This is a genomic window from Halotalea alkalilenta DSM 17697 (genome assembly GCF_000621205.1).
GTDB lineage: Bacteria > Pseudomonadota > Gammaproteobacteria > Pseudomonadales > Halomonadaceae > Halotalea > Halotalea alkalilenta.
On the sequence record NZ_JHYY01000022.1, the window covers coordinates 134,716 to 149,101 of the forward strand.

Consider the following 14,386-nt stretch of genomic DNA (forward strand, 5'->3'; position numbering starts at 1 on the left):
ATGTCGCGCGATGGATGACCGTCGCCTCGACCCACGTTGCAACGCCTACGACTGGAAATGAGTAAAGTCCTATGATTCTGCATGCTTCACCCGTGCGTCGCTGGCGCAGGCTGACCCTGGTGGCGCTGTTCGGTGCCTCGACCTCCGCCGTGCTGTTCGTCGCCACCTCCGCCATCGCGCAAACGCCGACTCCCGATGCCCAACCGACGGCGGGGCCGACCCTCAACCCGCTCAACATGGTGCCGGCTCCGCCCAGCCTGGCGGCCACCTCCTGGGTGCTGATGGATGCCAAGAGCGGCGATATCATCCTCGAGCAGAACGCCCACCAGCGCCTGCCGCCCGCCAGCCTGACCAAGCTGATGACCGCCTACATCGCCGAGTACGAGATCGAGGCCGGACGGCTGAACGAAAGCGATATGGCGCGGGTCAGCGAGAACGCATGGCGCACCGGCGGCTCGAGGATGTTCCTCAACGTCAACACCAGCGTCAGCATCGGCGATCTGATGCGCGGCATCGTGGTGCAGTCGGGCAACGACGCGAGCGTTGCGATGGCCGAGCACATCGCCGGCAGCGAGGACGCCTTCGCCCAGCTGATGAACCAGCATGCGCAGATGCTCGGCATGCAGAACACCCACTTCATGAACGCCACCGGGCTGCCCCACGACGAGCACTATACGTCCGCCTACGATCTGGCCGACCTGTCGCGCCACATCATCCTCGACTTCCCCGAGCACTATTCGCTCTACAAGGAACGCGAGTTCACCTATAACGGCATCCGCCAGCCCAATCGCAACCTGCTGCTGTGGCGCGACGGGCGGGTCGATGGGCTGAAGACCGGACACACCGACGCTGCGGGCTACTGCCTGGCGGCCTCGGCGGTCGACGGCGACACTCGCCTGATCGCCGTGGTGATGGGGACCAGCTCTGAGGAGGCGCGTGCCCAGGAGACCATGAAGCTGCTCTCCTACGGCTTCCGCTACTACCATACCCAGCGTCTTTTCGATGCGGGCCATGTGGTCAGCAACGCGCGGGTCTGGGGAGGTAGCCAGAACAACGTGCCGGTCGGTTTCCCCGAGGAGGTCTACGTGACCTTGCCCCAGGGCGACGGCGAGCTGACCCAGCAGGTCCAGCTCTCCTCCGACATCGAGGCGCCGGTCGCCGCCGGGCAGGAGCTCGGGACTCTGACCGTAATGCGCGGCGACGACGAGATCGCGACTCGTCCGCTGGTCGCGCTCGAGGCGGTCGAGGAGGGCGGTTTCATCAAGCAGGCCTGGGACAAGCTGGTTCGTTTCGTCACCAGCTTCTTCTGATCCCGTCCGCTGCCTGGTCACGGCCGGGCAGCGTGCTTGTGACGTTCTCCGCTGGCTCGCGTAGAATGCAATCATTTTCGAGCCAAGCAGCGATGGGAGCCCAGGCGATGACTTCTCCTTCCAGACCCGGCCAGTCCTCGGTGATTTCGGGTGACGGCGGCCAGCCGGCGCCGAAGATCGAATTTCCCACCGACTATTCGCTCAAGATCGTTGGCGACAGTGACGAGGGCTTCTGCGACGACATGCTCGACATCGTCGAGCGCTTCGATCCGACCCTCGATCGTGGCCGTGCAAGCCACCAGGACAGCCGCAACGGGCGCTTCCGCTCGCTGCGGGTGACCATCACCGCGACCGGCCAGGAGCAGCTCTCGGCGCTGTTTTCGGCGCTCAAGGCGAGCGGTCGCGTGCACATGGTGATATGAACGGCATCGCGAACCAGGGCCTTTCGCGCTCGGCTGCCTCGGGTTCCCCCCAGGCGTCGGGCACGCACCCGGTCGAGGTCTATCGGCTCGGTCTCGTCGACTATCCCGACACGCTCGCGGCTATGCGCGCCTACACTGACAGCCGCGGCCCGGGTGATCCGGATCAGATATGGGTGGTCGAGCATCCCCCGGTGTTCACCCAGGGGCAGGCGGGGCGCGCCGAGCACCTGCTCGAGGTCGGCGACATCCCGGTGGTGCAGGCCGATCGCGGTGGGCAAGTCACCTACCATGGTCCTGGGCAGCTGGTCTTCTATCTGCTGCTCGATCTCAAGCGCTGCGCTCTGGGCGTGCGCGCGCTGGTCAGTGCGATCGAGCGCGCGGTGATAGATGCGCTCGCCGGCCACCGTATCGAGGCCTATGCGCGCCCGGATGCGCCCGGTGTGTACGTGCGCGCGCCGGCTGGCGGAGAAGCCAAGGTGGCGTCGCTGGGGCTCAGGGTGCGCCGGGGCTGCAGCTTTCATGGAGTGGCGTACAATGTCGACATGGATCTGCGCCCGTTCAACCGTATCGATCCTTGCGGATACGCTGGCATGCGTATGACCCAGTTGAGCGAGCTCGTAGCCGCGCCGGTGTCGCTCGATACCGAAGCGGACCGCTGGCTCGAGGCTTTCGCCGCCGCCTTGGCGGACGGCGGCGATCACCGCCCCGTGACGCTTCGCCCCACAACCGGCCTGCCGGACTGCCTGGCAGACATTTCCCGACGTGCAGGATGTGACAGATGAGCGAGAGCATCGCCAAGCCCGTTACCGCGGCCAACCCGAATCGCGTCGAACGCGGCGTCAAGCTGCGCGGCGCGGAAAAGGTGGCGCGCATTCCGGTCAAGGTGATCCCGACCGAGACGCTGCCGAAGAAGCCCGACTGGCTTCGGGTCCGCATGCCGATCTCCCCCGAGGTCACCCGGATCAAACAGACGCTGCGCAAGCACGGATTGCACACCGTGTGCGAGGAAGCCTCCTGCCCGAACCTCGGCGAGTGCTTCAGCGGTGGCACAGCGACCTTCATGATCATGGGCGACATCTGCACCCGTCGCTGCCCGTTCTGCGACGTCGCCCATGGCAGGCCCAACGCGCTGAATGCGGAAGAGCCCCGCGAGCTGGCCGAGGCGATCGCCGAGATGCGGCTCAAGTACGTGGTGATCACCTCGGTCGACCGTGACGACCTGCGCGATGGCGGCGCCCGTCATTTCGTCGAGTGCATCCGCGAGATCCGCGCCCGCAGCCCGCACATCGAGATCGAGACGCTGGTGCCGGACTTTCGCGGACGCATGGACGTAGCGCTGGAGATCCTCTCCGAACAGCCGCCGAACGTGTTCAACCACAACCTCGAAACCGTGCCATCGCTCTATCGCAAGGTGCGGCCAGGCGCCGACTACCAGTGGTCGCTCGACCTGCTCAAGCGCTACAAGGCCGCGCGCCCCGAGGTGCTGACCAAGTCCGGGCTGATGGTCGGGGTCGGCGAGACCGACGAGCAGATCATCGACGTGATGCGCGACCTGCGCGCCCACGACGTCGATATGCTGACCATCGGCCAGTACATGCAGCCCTCGCGCAGCCACCTGGCGATCGATCGCTGGGTGCCTCCCGCGACCTTCGCCCAGTACGCGAAGGCGGGTTACGAGATGGGGTTCACCCATGTCGCTTCCGGGCCGCTGGTGCGCTCGAGCTATCACGCCGACAAGCAGGCCCATGGCGTCGAAGTGAAGTGAAAGGCGAAGTGCGCTAGACCCCGAGGTAGCGTGAAACGCAAACGGCCCGTGGAGCTTCTCTCCGGGCCGTTTGCATTGCGTCTGCCCGCGTTCAGTCCCGCCGCGCCAGCGGATCGCCATGGAGCCGCACGCCGTCGAGGCCATGAGCCGCCAGGGCGCGTATGTTGGCGTGGTCGTGGCCTTCGGGATCGGCGACCACGTGGCGGTAGTGCTCACCGAAGGCGCGCAGCGCCTCGTGGCTTTCGAGTCCCTCCAGTAGCGCCAGTGCCAGTACCCGGCACGAGCCCTGGTTGTCGTCGGCGCCGTTGCTGACGCCGCCGTTGTCGAAGGGGGTAGGGGTGAAGCGGTAGTGGGTCTCGATGAAGGCGAGGGTATCGGCGAAGCGGTGGTCCTCGCGGGCGAGGGCGCGGCGGAAGTCGGCGATCGGGGGCATACTGGATTCCTTAGGGCGAAAAGCAGCCAAGCTATCCAGCTGGACGCTCGGCGTCCAGCGCCTGATGCGGGCAGTGCACGCTGAATGAATGGTTTCGCTGCGATGGGTTCTAATCCATGAAGGGGATCATTCGTTCGCACCGAGGAGAAGCCGGATGTTGATCAGACGCAGGGAGCACTCGCACGCGCTCGAGCACGAGGTGACACCGGAGCGGCTCTATCGAGACTATCGAGACTTCAGGCGGGAGCGTCGGCGAGTGCTGGCCGGTGCGCTGGGGTTCGGGGCTGCCTGTGCGCTGCCGCGCGCCTTCGCGGCGGCGGGAGGCTATGAGGATATCGATCCGGGTAGCGCACCGGATTGGTTTGGCCAGAGGCTCGGGGACGCTCGCTGGAAGGCGGTCGAGCCCGGCCCGGAGGACCGCTTGACCCCGTTCGATGACGTGACCCATTACAACAACTTCTACGAATTCGGCAGCGGCAAGGACGATCCGGCGCGCTACGCGGGCGGGCTGGTCACCGAGCCCTGGAGCGTGGTGATCGACGGTGAGGTCGCGCGTCCCGGGCGGCTGGCGCTCGAGGATGTGATCGGCGAGTCAAGGCTCGAGGAGCGGATCTACCGGCTGCGCTGCGTCGAGGCATGGTCGATGGTGATCCCATGGCTCGGCGTTCCGCTCGCCGACCTGCTCGCACGGGTCGAGCCGACCAGCAAGGCCAGGTTCGTGCGCTTCGAGAGTCTCCATGACCCCGAGCAGATGCCGGGACAGCGTTCGCGCTATGGATTGATCGATTGGCCCTACACGGAAGGGCTCAGGCTCGATGAGGCGATGCACCCGCTGACCCTGCTCGCGGTGGGCCTCTATGGCCGCTCGCTGCCGAATCAGAACGGCGCTCCGCTGCGCTTGGTGGTGCCGTGGAAGTACGGCTTCAAGGGGGCCAAGTCGATCGTGCGTATCTCGCTCACCGACACCCAGCCAAGCACCAGCTGGCAGAGCCTCGCGCCCAACGAATACGGCTTCTATGCCAACGTCAATCCCAAGGTGGACCATCCGCGCTGGAGCCAGGCCAGCGAGCGTCGCCTGCCCAGCGGCCTGTTTCGACCCAACCTGATCGAGACACGGATGTTCAACGGCTATGCCGACCAGGTCGCGAGTCTCTACCAGGGTATGGACCTGAAGGCCGACTATTGATGAGCCGGCCTGGGAGCCTGCTGCGCCACCCCCGCCTGCTGCTGGGCTTTCGCATCGTGGTATTCGCGCTCGCCATCGCTTGGCCGCTGAGCTGGGCCTGCCGAGTGGCGCAGGGCGAGGCGGGGCCGGATCCCGGGCGCTACCTGCTGCTCGAGTTCGGTATCGGCGCGTTGACGCTGCTGCTACTGGTGCTTGCGCTCACCCCGTTGGCGAAACTCACCGGCTGGCCGGGGTTCGGGCTGGTTCGCCGCCAGCTGGGCGTCTGGGCCTTCGTCTACGCGCTGGCGCACTTCGCCTGCTACCTGCTGTTCATCATCGGTCTCGAGCCCGCGCTGCTACTCGCCGATCTCAGCCGACGGCCCTATATCATCGTCGGGGCGGCGGCGCTGCTGCTGCTCGGCCTGCTCGCCGCCACCTCGCCGCGGGCGATGGTACGGCGGCTGAAAAAGCGCTGGAAGCCGCTGCATCGCATGGTCTACCTGGCGCTTGCCCTGGTGCTTTTGCATTTTTTCTGGATCGTACGCGCCGATCTCGGTGAGTGGGGGCGCTATGCGCTGATCGCGCTGGGACTGATGCTGCTGCGCTGGCCGCCGCTTGCGCGGCGGCTTGGAGGATGGCGCCGCGCAAGCGGCGCCGGGACCGAGGTCAATCGGCGACGGTGAGCACCAGCTTGCCGATCGCATGGCCCGATTCGAGCCGGCGGTGGGCCTCGGCCAGGTTGTCGATATTGAGTGGCCCGATCACCTCGCTCAGGGTGCTGCGCAGGCGACCCGCGTCGATCAGCTTGGCGAGCCTGGCCAGTATCTCGCCCTGGCGTTCGGGGAAGTAGCCGTGCAGCGCGCGCGCGAACATGAGCTCCCAGGCGAAGCTCGCCGCCTTGATCTGCAACGCGTTGACGTCAACCTGCTTCTTGGTCTCGGCGATCGCGACGATACGGCCGAATGGGCGGATCAGCTTGGCCATGTTGTCCCAGTGGTCGCCGATGTCGTGACAGCAGTAGATGTAGTCGACCTGTTCGACGCCCTCGGCTGCCAGCGCCTCTACCAGCTGGTGGTGATCTACCACCAGGTCGGCGCCCATCTCCTTGCACCATTCCACCGACATTTCCCGCGAGGCGGTGGCGATGACCCGCAGATCGGTCAGTTGCTTCGCCAGCTGGATCACCATCGAGCCGACCCCGCCTGCACCGTTGATCACCAGCAGCGTCTCTTGGGCTCGCCCTTCACCTGCTTGCGCAGCCGGTCTCGGCGCATCCCGCGGCTCGAGGCCGAGCACGTCGAAAAGCCCCTCCCAGGCGGTCAGCGCGGTGAGCGGCAGCGCCGCTGCCTCCTCGATCTCGAGACTCTCCGGTGCCTTGGCGACGAGGCGCGCATCCACGCATTGGTACTCGGCGTCGCTCCCCGGACGGCTGACGTCGCCTGCATAGTAGACCTGGTCACCGATCGCGAAGCCCCGCGCCTGCTCGCCGAGCGTCTCGACCACACCCACCGCATCCCAGCCGATCACCTTCGACTCAGTCGCCGAGCGCCGGATCTTGGTGTCGACCGGATTGACCGAGATCGCCTGGATCTTGACCAGCAGGTCCCGTGGTCCCGGCGCCGGTTTAGGCTCTTCCCGTTCGACGAAGGCTTGATCGAGCTCCGGCTTGCCGGTGATGGCGATAGCTTTCATCTGTTTGTCCCTTCTTGCTTGGTTGACGTTGGTGCCCGTGAGCGACGGACAGGTAGGGTCGATATGGGGGCGCCGGGGCGAGGGACCAAGCCGGATCGGCCAGCGCGCCCGCCTCGAAAGCGATCAGGCGGCGAGCGCCGGCAGGGGCTCGATCCTCGTCTGGGTCCTCTCCACTGGTTTCATCCCGCGCTGGGGCGTCGGACATGGATGGACTAGTCTAGTCGGGTGATTCAACCAGGATAGAAATGATCATGTCCCACGATTGGGTCGACTTCGCCAAGCGCCTGCGCGCCATTGCCCAGACCGGGCAGACCTACACCGACAATCGCTACGAGCTCGAGCGCTACCAGGAGCTCGAGCGCCTCACCAACCAGATGTTCGCGGTGCTCGCCGACACACCGGTGGCGCGGGTCGAGCAGCTGTTCATTCCCGATCGGGGCTACGCCACGCCCAAGGTGGACGTGCGCGGGGCAGTGTTCCGAGATGACCGCGTGCTGCTGGTACGAGAGCAGCGCGACCGGCGCTGGACCCTGCCTGGCGGCTGGGCCGATGTGTGCGAGCCGCCGTCGAGCTGCGTATTGCGCGAGATCCGCGAGGAGTCCGGGCACTTCGCCGTCAATCCACGTCTCGCCCTGCTGCGTGATCGCAACCTCCACCCCTATCTACCGGTGACGCCTGAACACATCTACAAACTGTTCTACGTCTGCGATGAAGTGGAAGGAGGAGGTTTCGTGCCCAACAACGAGACCGACGCCGCCGACTTCTTCGCCCTCGATGCGCTGCCCGAGCTCTCGCTCGGCCGCACGCTGGAGAAAGACATCCACCATCTCTGGGCCTTCGCCAGCGGCGAGGTCGACGGGGTGCATTCGGACTGAATGCGAGCGAGATCAGCCCTGATCGCCGAGCAGCCGGCGCCATGGCCGCATCGCCGAGGCATTGAAGCCATGACTGGCGTAGAAGCGCTGGGCGCTGAGGTTGTCGCCGTCGGTCAAGAGCGTCACCCGGCGGCAGCCCTCGCGCTCGGCCAGCGCAACGGCGGCCTCGAGCAGCCGGCCACCGATGCCTTCGCCGCGGGCGGCGGGGGTGACCACCATGTCTTCGAGCATCGCCACTTTGGCGCCCAGCGCGGTGGAGAGGGTGAACAGCAGCCCGACCATGCCGAGCACCTCGTCACCTTGCTTTGCCACCAGGATCCGGCCGAATGCCGGTGCGTCGATGATCATTTCCAGGCCGCGGAGCTGGGCCGCGGGGTCCGGCGCGAAGTCGCTCTCCTGGGCGAACAGCAGCCCGAGCAGTGCGCTTAGCTGGGGCAGCATCCCGGGCGTGGCGGGAACGATCTCGATCGGTCGCGGCATCGCGAGACCTCGTGCGAACAGACGATGGGAAGATGAGAAATAGCGCGCTGCAGATTGCTACGCGCGTCTCAGGTGCGGCTGGCGACCCACTCGTGCGCGTCGGGAATCGCGATCGGATAGTCCATCGACATCGACGGGGCCTCGAACATGAAGTCGGCGGTGGCGACGTTGGTCCCCACCGGCACGTTCCACAGCGCGGCCAGGCGCAGCAGCGCCTTGACGTCGGGATCGTGGGGCTGGGGCGAGAACGGATCCCAGAAGAACACCAGCACGTCGAGGCGCTGCTCGCTGATTCGCGCGCCGATCTGCTGGTCTCCTCCGAGCGGTCCGCTCATCACCCCTTCGACCTCGAGCCCGAGGGCATCCGCGAGCCGCTTGGCGGTGGTGCCGGTGCCGAGCAGCGAGTGGCGCGAGAGCGTCTCGCGCCATTTGCCCGCCCAGCCGACCAGTTCGTCCTTCTTCGCATCGTGGGCGACCAGCGCGATGCGCTTGCGCGCTGGCAGCACTCTCGATGCGTGGCGGGTCGGGCGCTGGTCAGCCAATCTTCTCACCGACCTGGACGATCTTCATCACGTTGGTTCCGCCCTGAGCCGAGTGATGATCGCCGCGGGTGAGGATCACGAAGTCGCCGTTGTCGGCGAGCCCGCGCTTGCCGAGTTCATCGATCACGCGGCTGTTGACCTCGGCGGAAGGCATGCTGTCGGCGTCGAACAGCACCGGCAGCACACCGCGGAACAGCGCCATGCGACGCAGCGTGCTCGGGTTGCTCGAGAGCGCGACGATCGGCAGGCCCGAGCGGATCCGCGAGGCGATCAGCGGGGTGTGGCCGGTCTCGGTGAGACAGGCGATCACCGCGACCCCCTGCAGATGGTTGGCGGCGTACATCGCCGACAGCGCCACGGTTTCGTCGATGCGATGGAAGGTGTCCTTGATCCGGTGCTTGGACTCCTGCGCCGCGCGCTCGCGCTCGGCGCCGAGGCAGCAGCGGTCCATCGCCTTGATCGTCTCGACCGGGAACTTGCCGGCCGCGGTCTCGGCCGAACACATCACCGCGTCGGTGCCATCGAGTACCGCGTTGGCGACGTCGAACACTTCGGCGCGGGTCGGCAGCGGCGACTCGATCATCGACTCCATCATCTGGGTCGCAGTGATCACCAGGCGATCGAGCGTGCGGGCGCGGGCGATCATCCGCTTCTGTACCCCGATCAGCTGGGCGTCGCCGATCTCGACGCCGAGATCGCCGCGAGCGACCATCACCGCGTCGGAGGCGAGGATGATGCCATCGAGGGTCTCGTCGTCGGCGACCGCCTCGGCGCGCTCTACCTTCGCCACCAGGCCGATGTTGCGTCCGGCGTCACCGAGCAGGTCGCGGGCGAGGCGCATGTCTTCGCCCGAGCGCGGGAACGATACCGCGAGGTAGTCGACCTCGAGGGCCACCGCGGTCTGCATGTCCTCCTTGTCCTTCTCGGTCAGCGCCGAGGCGGAGAGGCCGCCGCCCTGCTTGTTGATTCCCTTGTTGTTTGAAAGCTTGCCGCCGACCTGGACCTTGCATTCGATTCGCGGCGGCGCCACGTTGATCACCTCGAACACCACCCGTCCGTCGTCGAGCAGCAGCACGTCTCCAGGGACGACGTCGTCGGCGAGCTCCTTGTAGTCGCAGCCGACCTGGTGCTGGTCGCCCTCGTCACGACCGAGGGAGACGTCGATGACGAAGCTGGCGCCTTCCTCAAGCTCCACCGGGCCGTCTTTGAATCGGGCGATGCGGATCTTCGGGCCCTGCAGGTCGCCGAGGATGGCCACGTTGCGAGCATAGCGCTCCGCGGCGGCGCGTACCGCCTCGACCCGCTTGCGATGATCGTCTGCGCTGCCATGGGAGAAGTTGAGCCGGACCACGTCGACCCCCGCCTTGATCATCGCATCGAGCACGCCGGGTCGATCGCTGGCCGGGCCGAGGGTGGCGACGATTTTCGTGCGGCGAATCGGTGCATGTTGGGATTGCGACATCAAGTGGTCTCCTTGCGCATCTTTGCGTCAGTGTAATTGTCCGTAATTTAACGGATTTGTCCGTGCCGGGCGACTCGACCAAAAGGGTGTGGCGGTCAATATGGTAGTCGTAATCCGTTCATTCTCTACTTTCGGCGCTGGGGCGTCACTGGTTTTCCGCGCGGCTTTGCGTGCGCAAAAGATCAAGTCGTGCTTCCTTTATTCAGCCATACCGATCGAGCCGGAGCGATCCCGCGCAGGGGTCGCCCGAACGGCCGCAGTTGGCGAAGCGTCCTAGGCTAGGGTAGGGTAGGCGCATTTTTCCCGGGCTGGTCGCGAACGACTTGAGCCCCGCCGCTGAACGCGGCGCAACGAGATGGAGTGCTATGGGTAAGTCACTGGTGATCGTCGAGTCGCCGGCCAAGGCCAAGACCATCAATAAATACCTCGGCAACGACTTCGTGGTGAAGTCGAGCGTCGGCCACATCCGCGATCTGCCCAGCGGTGGCAAGGGCACGAGCGATCCGGCCGAGCGCGCGCGGCAGGCGGCTGCCACCCGCAAGATGAGTGCGGAAGAGAAAGTCGAGTATCGGCGGCAGAAGTCCCGTGAGCAGCTGGTGCGGCGGATGGGGGTCGATCCCGAGCACGACTGGCGGGCGCATTACGAAGTGCTGCCGGGCAAGGAGAAAGTCGTCGAGGAGCTCAAGCGCCTGGCGGAGAAGGCCGACACCGTCTATCTCGCGACCGACTTGGATCGCGAAGGGGAGGCGATCGCCTGGCACCTGCGCGAGACCATCGGCGGCGATGAAGCCCGCTACAAGCGGGTGGTGTTCAATGAGATCACCAAGAACGCGATTCGCCAGGCCTTCGAGGCACCGGGCACGCTGCAGATGGACCGGGTCCAGGCGCAGCAGGCCCGGCGCTTTCTCGACCGGGTGGTCGGGTTCATGGTCTCGCCACTGCTGTGGGCGAAGGTCGCGCGCGGACTCTCCGCGGGGCGAGTGCAGTCGGTGGCGGTACGGCTGATCGTCGATCGCGAGCGCGAGATTCGCGCCTTCGTCCCCGAAGAGTACTGGGACGTGCACGCCGATCTGGCCGCGCCTACCGGTGAGGCCATCCGCTTCGAGCTGGCACGCAAGGACGGCGAGGCGTTTCGCCCGACCAGCGAGGCCGAGACGTTCGCTGCGATCGAGGGGCTGCGCAAGGCACGGCTCGCGATCACCAATCGCGAAGACAAACCGACTTCCAGCAAGCCGGGCGCGCCGTACATCACCTCGACGCTGCAGCAGGCGGCCAGCGGCCGGCTCGGCTTCTCGGTGAAGAAGACCATGACCCTGGCCCAGCGGCTTTACGAAGCGGGCTACATCACCTACATGCGTACCGATTCGACCAACCTGTCGAACGATGCGATCGAGATGGCGCGTGCCCACATCGAGGCGCAGTTCGGCGAGCGCTACCTGCCGGCGCAGCCCATCCGCTATGCCAGCAAGGAGGGTGCCCAAGAGGCGCACGAAGCGATTCGCCCCACCGAGGTCAAGCGTTCGGCAGGGGCGCTCGAAGGCATGGAGCGTGACGCCGAGCGGCTCTACGAGCTGATCTGGCGCCAGTTCGTCGCCTGCCAGATGACCCCGGCGCAGTACCTCTCCAGTACGCTCAGCGTCGAGGTCGATGGTTTCGAGCTGCGCGCGAAAGGGCGGGTACTCAAGTTCGACGGCTATACCCGGGTCTCGGCGCCGGCCGGGCGCCAGGCCGAGGACCAGGCGCTGCCCGATCTCGAGCCCGGCACGCCGCTGGAGCTGGTCCAGCTCGATCCCCAGCAGCACTTCACCAAGCCGAGCCCGCGCTACACCGAAGCGAGCCTGGTCAAGGAGCTCGAGAAGCGGGGTATCGGCCGGCCCTCGACCTACGCCTCGATCATTTCGACGATTCAGGAGCGCGGCTACGTGGTGCTCGAGAATCGCCGTTTCTATGCCGAGACCCTCGGTGAGATCGTCACCGACAGGCTGGTCGAGTCGTTCAACGACCTGCTCGACTACGGTTTCACCGCGCGGATGGAAGACGAGCTCGACCGGGTGGCCGGCGGCGAGCGCCGTTGGATCGACCTGCTCGATAGTTTTTACGCCGACTTCAAGGGCCAGCTCGACCACGCTGAAGGCGAGGACGGGATGCGGCCCAACCTGCCGATTCCCACCGACATCGACTGCCCCACCTGCGGGCGCAAGATGCAGATCCGCATTGCCTCCACCGGTGTGTTCCTCGGCTGCTCGGGTTACAACCTGCCGCCGAAGGAGCGTTGCAAGACCACCATCGACCTGATTCCAGGCGACGAGGTGGTGCCGGCCGATGCGGGCGATGAAGCAGAGACCGATGCGCTGCGGGCGCGCCGGCGCAATCCCCGCACCGGCAACGCGATGGACAGCTACCTGATCGATGAGCATCGCAAGCTGCACTTGAGCAACGACGACGATGGCTACTACGAGATCGAGGAAGGGCGATTCAAGCTCAAGGGCTACGAAGGACCGACGCTCGAATGCGACAAGTGCGGCGCCGAGATGCAGCTGCGCTCGGGGCGTTTCGGCAAGTACTTCGCCTGCACCAATACGGCCTGTGGCAATACCCGCAAACTGCTCAAGAGCGGCGAGCCGGCACCGCCCAAGATGGAGCCGGTGCCGATGCCCGAGCTGCGCTGCCAGAAGGTCGACGACCACTACGTGCTGCGCGACGGCGCCAGCGGCCTGTTCCTGGCCGCGAGCGGTTTTCCCAAGAACCGCGAGACACGTGCACCGCTGGTCGCCGAACTGGTCCCGCATCGCGACGAACTGCCGGAGAAGTATCTTTTCCTGCTCGACGCTCCCAAGGCCGACCCCGATGGCCTGCCGACGCAGATCCGCTTCTCGCGCAAGACCAAGAGCCAGTACGTGATGAGCGAGGCCGACGGCAAGCCGACCGGCTGGCGCGCGGTGTACGAGGACGGACGCTGGCGGGTAGAGGACAAACGCAAGGGCTGACGAGGAGGCCGGTGTGGAAGCACGTCGTCGTACCAACCAACTGCTGTATCGCGCCGATTTGCTGTTGGGGCAGCCAGTGGCGGGCGATGTCGAGCACCAGCTCGTCGATGCCCGCCGGGCGGCGCTGGAGGAGGGCGCGCTGGCGCTGATCGACCTGGCGCTCGATGCCTTGGTGGCCGAGCTGCTCCGTCTTCCTGCGTGGCCGCAGGACGGGTGGCGCGGCGGACTGCGCCGAGAAGCGGATGCCAATGCCGAACTCTCGCGGCTTTCGACGGCGCTGCTGTCGCCGGAAGGTGAGCTGAGAGCGCTGGGCGAACGCCTCGAGGCGTTGCGTGGTTTCGAGGTCCAGGCGCCGGTACGCCCGGGCATGATCGCGGTGGGTAACGCCCAGCGTCCCACCGTTGAGATGAACCTCGTACGACTCAAGGCGTTGGCCAACGAACTGCGCGAGAGCGCGCTGGAGTGGTGAGTCTGTCACCCGGTTGACAGCGATGTTAGACTGGTCACAAGCAACGGCCACTGATCGTTTATCCAGTCGGTGGCCGTTTCACGTTTAGACCGAGGTGACTCAATGTCCGATACCGCGATACTGGAAATCGTCGAGCTACCCGATGGAGAAGTCGTGCTACGGCCCTCGGAGGGCGACGGCGAGGCGCTGGTCAGCGTGCGTTTTTCCGAGCAGGCCCTCGAACTGCTGCGCGACACCCGCTTCGAAGTGGCGCGCGAGATGATCGATCACGCCATCACCCGCACCAAGCTGTGGGAAGAGGGCGAGGTGATCGAGGAGCAGGGCGATCGGGTGACCATGCACTGACTGTGCGCTGAAAGGCGCTGGGCCGGCGGCTTGGTGGCGACGACCGTTGGAGTGGATGGCGGTCGAATCTTGAACGAACTACGAATCTTGAATGAACTAAAAGGGACGCCTCGGCGTCCCTTTAGACTGCTGACAAAGCCCTGGCCTCACCGCCAGGGCTTTGTTTTGATGAAGGCATACCCTTTGCGAGTATGCCGCCGTGCTGCGAGAGCCCTCTCCTCATCAACATCAGCTCGAAATGGTCACGCTTGAAGAGCTGGTGCCGTCTGATCACCTGCTGCGTCACATCGACGCCACCCTCGATTTCTCCTTCATCCGCGACAAGGTCCGCCATCTCTACTGCGCCGATAATGGCCGCCCCGCGCTCGATCCCGTCATGCTGTTCAAGGCCTTGTTCATCGGCTACTTGTTCGGGGTGCGCAGCGAACGCCAATTGATG

General features: G+C 65.8%; 16 protein-coding genes. 11 read left to right on the forward strand and 5 right to left on the reverse strand.

Annotation, left to right across the window (positions count from 1 at the left end; translation table 11 throughout):
• The first annotated feature begins 71 nt into the window (after positions 1-71).
• From Q376_RS0103485 to lipA, 4 genes are all read left to right on the forward strand, one after another.
• A complete protein-coding gene (locus tag Q376_RS0103485; RefSeq protein ID WP_027349128.1) occupies positions 72-1,310 on the forward strand; it encodes a D-alanyl-D-alanine carboxypeptidase family protein in 1,239 nt (412 codons plus the stop codon).
• Between the two features lie 107 nt (positions 1,311-1,417).
• Positions 1,418-1,732 (forward strand): HP0495 family protein, encoded by a 315-nt coding sequence (locus Q376_RS0103490; protein ID WP_052364921.1) that lies wholly within the window; start codon positions 1,418-1,420, stop codon positions 1,730-1,732.
• Positions 1,729-2,514, forward strand: a complete 786-nt coding sequence (gene lipB, locus Q376_RS21300; protein ID WP_081803378.1) for a lipoyl(octanoyl) transferase LipB — start codon at positions 1,729-1,731, stop codon at positions 2,512-2,514. The genes Q376_RS0103490 and lipB overlap by 4 nt, the downstream gene beginning before the upstream one ends.
• Entirely contained in the window at positions 2,511-3,497 is a 987-nt protein-coding gene (lipA, locus tag Q376_RS0103500) for a lipoyl synthase (protein ID WP_027349130.1), read from the forward strand. Before lipB ends, lipA begins: the two co-directional genes overlap by 4 nt.
• 91 nt (positions 3,498-3,588) lie before the next feature.
• Here lipA and Q376_RS0103505 read toward each other — a convergent pair whose 3' ends face one another.
• The gene (locus Q376_RS0103505) at positions 3,589-3,930 is read right to left on the reverse strand and encodes a HopJ type III effector protein (protein WP_027349131.1); all 342 of its coding nucleotides are present in this window, start codon (positions 3,928-3,930) and stop codon (positions 3,589-3,591) included.
• A gap of 154 nt (positions 3,931-4,084) precedes the next feature.
• On the opposite strand from Q376_RS0103505, the gene msrP reads away from it, so the two are divergent.
• Positions 4,085-5,116 carry a protein-methionine-sulfoxide reductase catalytic subunit MsrP gene (msrP, locus tag Q376_RS0103510; RefSeq protein WP_027349132.1) on the forward strand — a complete coding sequence of 344 codons (1,032 nt, stop codon included), beginning with the start codon at positions 4,085-4,087 and terminating at the stop codon, positions 5,114-5,116.
• Positions 5,116-5,778 carry a ferric reductase-like transmembrane domain-containing protein gene (locus tag Q376_RS21305; RefSeq protein WP_052364917.1) on the forward strand — a complete coding sequence of 221 codons (663 nt, stop codon included), beginning with the start codon at positions 5,116-5,118 and terminating at the stop codon, positions 5,776-5,778. Before msrP ends, Q376_RS21305 begins: the two co-directional genes overlap by 1 nt.
• Here Q376_RS21305 and Q376_RS0103520 read toward each other — a convergent pair.
• Complete coding sequence (locus Q376_RS0103520) at positions 5,762-6,787, reverse strand: zinc-binding alcohol dehydrogenase family protein (protein ID WP_027349133.1); 1,026 nt, start codon at positions 6,785-6,787, stop codon at positions 5,762-5,764. The two genes, Q376_RS21305 and Q376_RS0103520, sit on opposite strands and share 17 nt — an antisense overlap.
• 251 nt (positions 6,788-7,038) lie before the next feature.
• Between Q376_RS0103520 and Q376_RS0103525 the strand changes: the two genes are divergently transcribed.
• Complete coding sequence (locus Q376_RS0103525; RefSeq protein WP_027349134.1) at positions 7,039-7,662, forward strand: NUDIX hydrolase; 624 nt, start codon at positions 7,039-7,041, stop codon at positions 7,660-7,662.
• Between the two features lie 12 nt (positions 7,663-7,674).
• Here Q376_RS0103525 and Q376_RS0103530 read toward each other — a convergent pair whose 3' ends face one another.
• From Q376_RS0103530 to pyk, 3 genes are all read right to left on the reverse strand, one after another.
• Positions 7,675-8,142, reverse strand: coding sequence for a GNAT family N-acetyltransferase (locus tag Q376_RS0103530; RefSeq protein WP_211266596.1), 468 nt, complete (start codon positions 8,140-8,142; stop codon positions 7,675-7,677).
• A 68-nt stretch (positions 8,143-8,210) separates the two neighbouring features.
• Positions 8,211-8,684 carry a methylglyoxal synthase gene (locus Q376_RS0103535; RefSeq protein WP_027349136.1) on the reverse strand — a complete coding sequence of 158 codons (474 nt, stop codon included), beginning with the start codon at positions 8,682-8,684 and terminating at the stop codon, positions 8,211-8,213.
• Positions 8,677-10,146 (reverse strand): pyruvate kinase, encoded by a 1,470-nt coding sequence (gene pyk / locus Q376_RS0103540; protein WP_027349137.1) that lies wholly within the window; start codon positions 10,144-10,146, stop codon positions 8,677-8,679. The genes Q376_RS0103535 and pyk overlap by 8 nt, the downstream gene beginning before the upstream one ends.
• A 365-nt stretch (positions 10,147-10,511) precedes the next feature.
• Here pyk and topA point away from each other — a divergent pair, with 365 nt between their 5' ends.
• The 4 genes from topA to Q376_RS0103560 all read left to right on the forward strand — a co-directional run.
• A complete protein-coding gene (gene topA, locus Q376_RS0103545; protein WP_027349138.1) occupies positions 10,512-13,133 on the forward strand; it encodes a type I DNA topoisomerase in 2,622 nt (873 codons plus the stop codon).
• A gap of 13 nt (positions 13,134-13,146) precedes the next feature.
• Entirely contained in the window at positions 13,147-13,602 is a 456-nt protein-coding gene (locus tag Q376_RS0103550) for a DUF6586 family protein (protein ID WP_027349139.1), read from the forward strand.
• Between the two features lie 102 nt (positions 13,603-13,704).
• Positions 13,705-13,947, forward strand: coding sequence for a hypothetical protein (locus Q376_RS0103555; RefSeq protein ID WP_027349140.1), 243 nt, complete (start codon positions 13,705-13,707; stop codon positions 13,945-13,947).
• Between the two features lie 199 nt (positions 13,948-14,146).
• On the forward strand, positions 14,147-14,386 hold a 240-nt coding region (locus Q376_RS0103560; protein ID WP_162177878.1), incomplete at its 3' end, for a transposase.

Excerpts from the sequence above, each read along its gene's own strand:
- Q376_RS0103485 (WP_027349128.1), top strand. The coding sequence starts at position 72 with ATGATTCTGCATGCTTCACCCGTGCGTCGCTGGCGCAGGCTGACCCTG.
- Q376_RS0103490 (WP_052364921.1), top strand. The coding sequence starts at position 1,418 with ATGACTTCTCCTTCCAGACCCGGCCAGTCCTCGGTGATTTCGGGTGAC.
- lipB (WP_081803378.1), top strand. The coding sequence starts at position 1,729 with ATGAACGGCATCGCGAACCAGGGCCTTTCGCGCTCGGCTGCCTCGGGT.
- lipA (WP_027349130.1), top strand. The coding sequence starts at position 2,511 with ATGAGCGAGAGCATCGCCAAGCCCGTTACCGCGGCCAACCCGAATCGC.
- Q376_RS0103505 (WP_027349131.1), bottom strand. The coding sequence starts at position 3,930 with ATGCCCCCGATCGCCGACTTCCGCCGCGCCCTCGCCCGCGAGGACCAC.
- msrP (WP_027349132.1), top strand. The coding sequence starts at position 4,085 with ATGTTGATCAGACGCAGGGAGCACTCGCACGCGCTCGAGCACGAGGTG.
- Q376_RS21305 (WP_052364917.1), top strand. The coding sequence starts at position 5,116 with ATGAGCCGGCCTGGGAGCCTGCTGCGCCACCCCCGCCTGCTGCTGGGC.
- Q376_RS0103520 (WP_027349133.1), bottom strand. The coding sequence starts at position 6,787 with ATGAAAGCTATCGCCATCACCGGCAAGCCGGAGCTCGATCAAGCCTTC.
- Q376_RS0103525 (WP_027349134.1), top strand. The coding sequence starts at position 7,039 with ATGTCCCACGATTGGGTCGACTTCGCCAAGCGCCTGCGCGCCATTGCC.
- Q376_RS0103530 (WP_211266596.1), bottom strand. The coding sequence starts at position 8,142 with ATGCCGCGACCGATCGAGATCGTTCCCGCCACGCCCGGGATGCTGCCC.
- pyk (WP_027349137.1), bottom strand. The coding sequence starts at position 10,146 with ATGTCGCAATCCCAACATGCACCGATTCGCCGCACGAAAATCGTCGCC.
- topA (WP_027349138.1), top strand. The coding sequence starts at position 10,512 with ATGGGTAAGTCACTGGTGATCGTCGAGTCGCCGGCCAAGGCCAAGACC.
- Q376_RS0103555 (WP_027349140.1), top strand. The coding sequence starts at position 13,705 with ATGTCCGATACCGCGATACTGGAAATCGTCGAGCTACCCGATGGAGAA.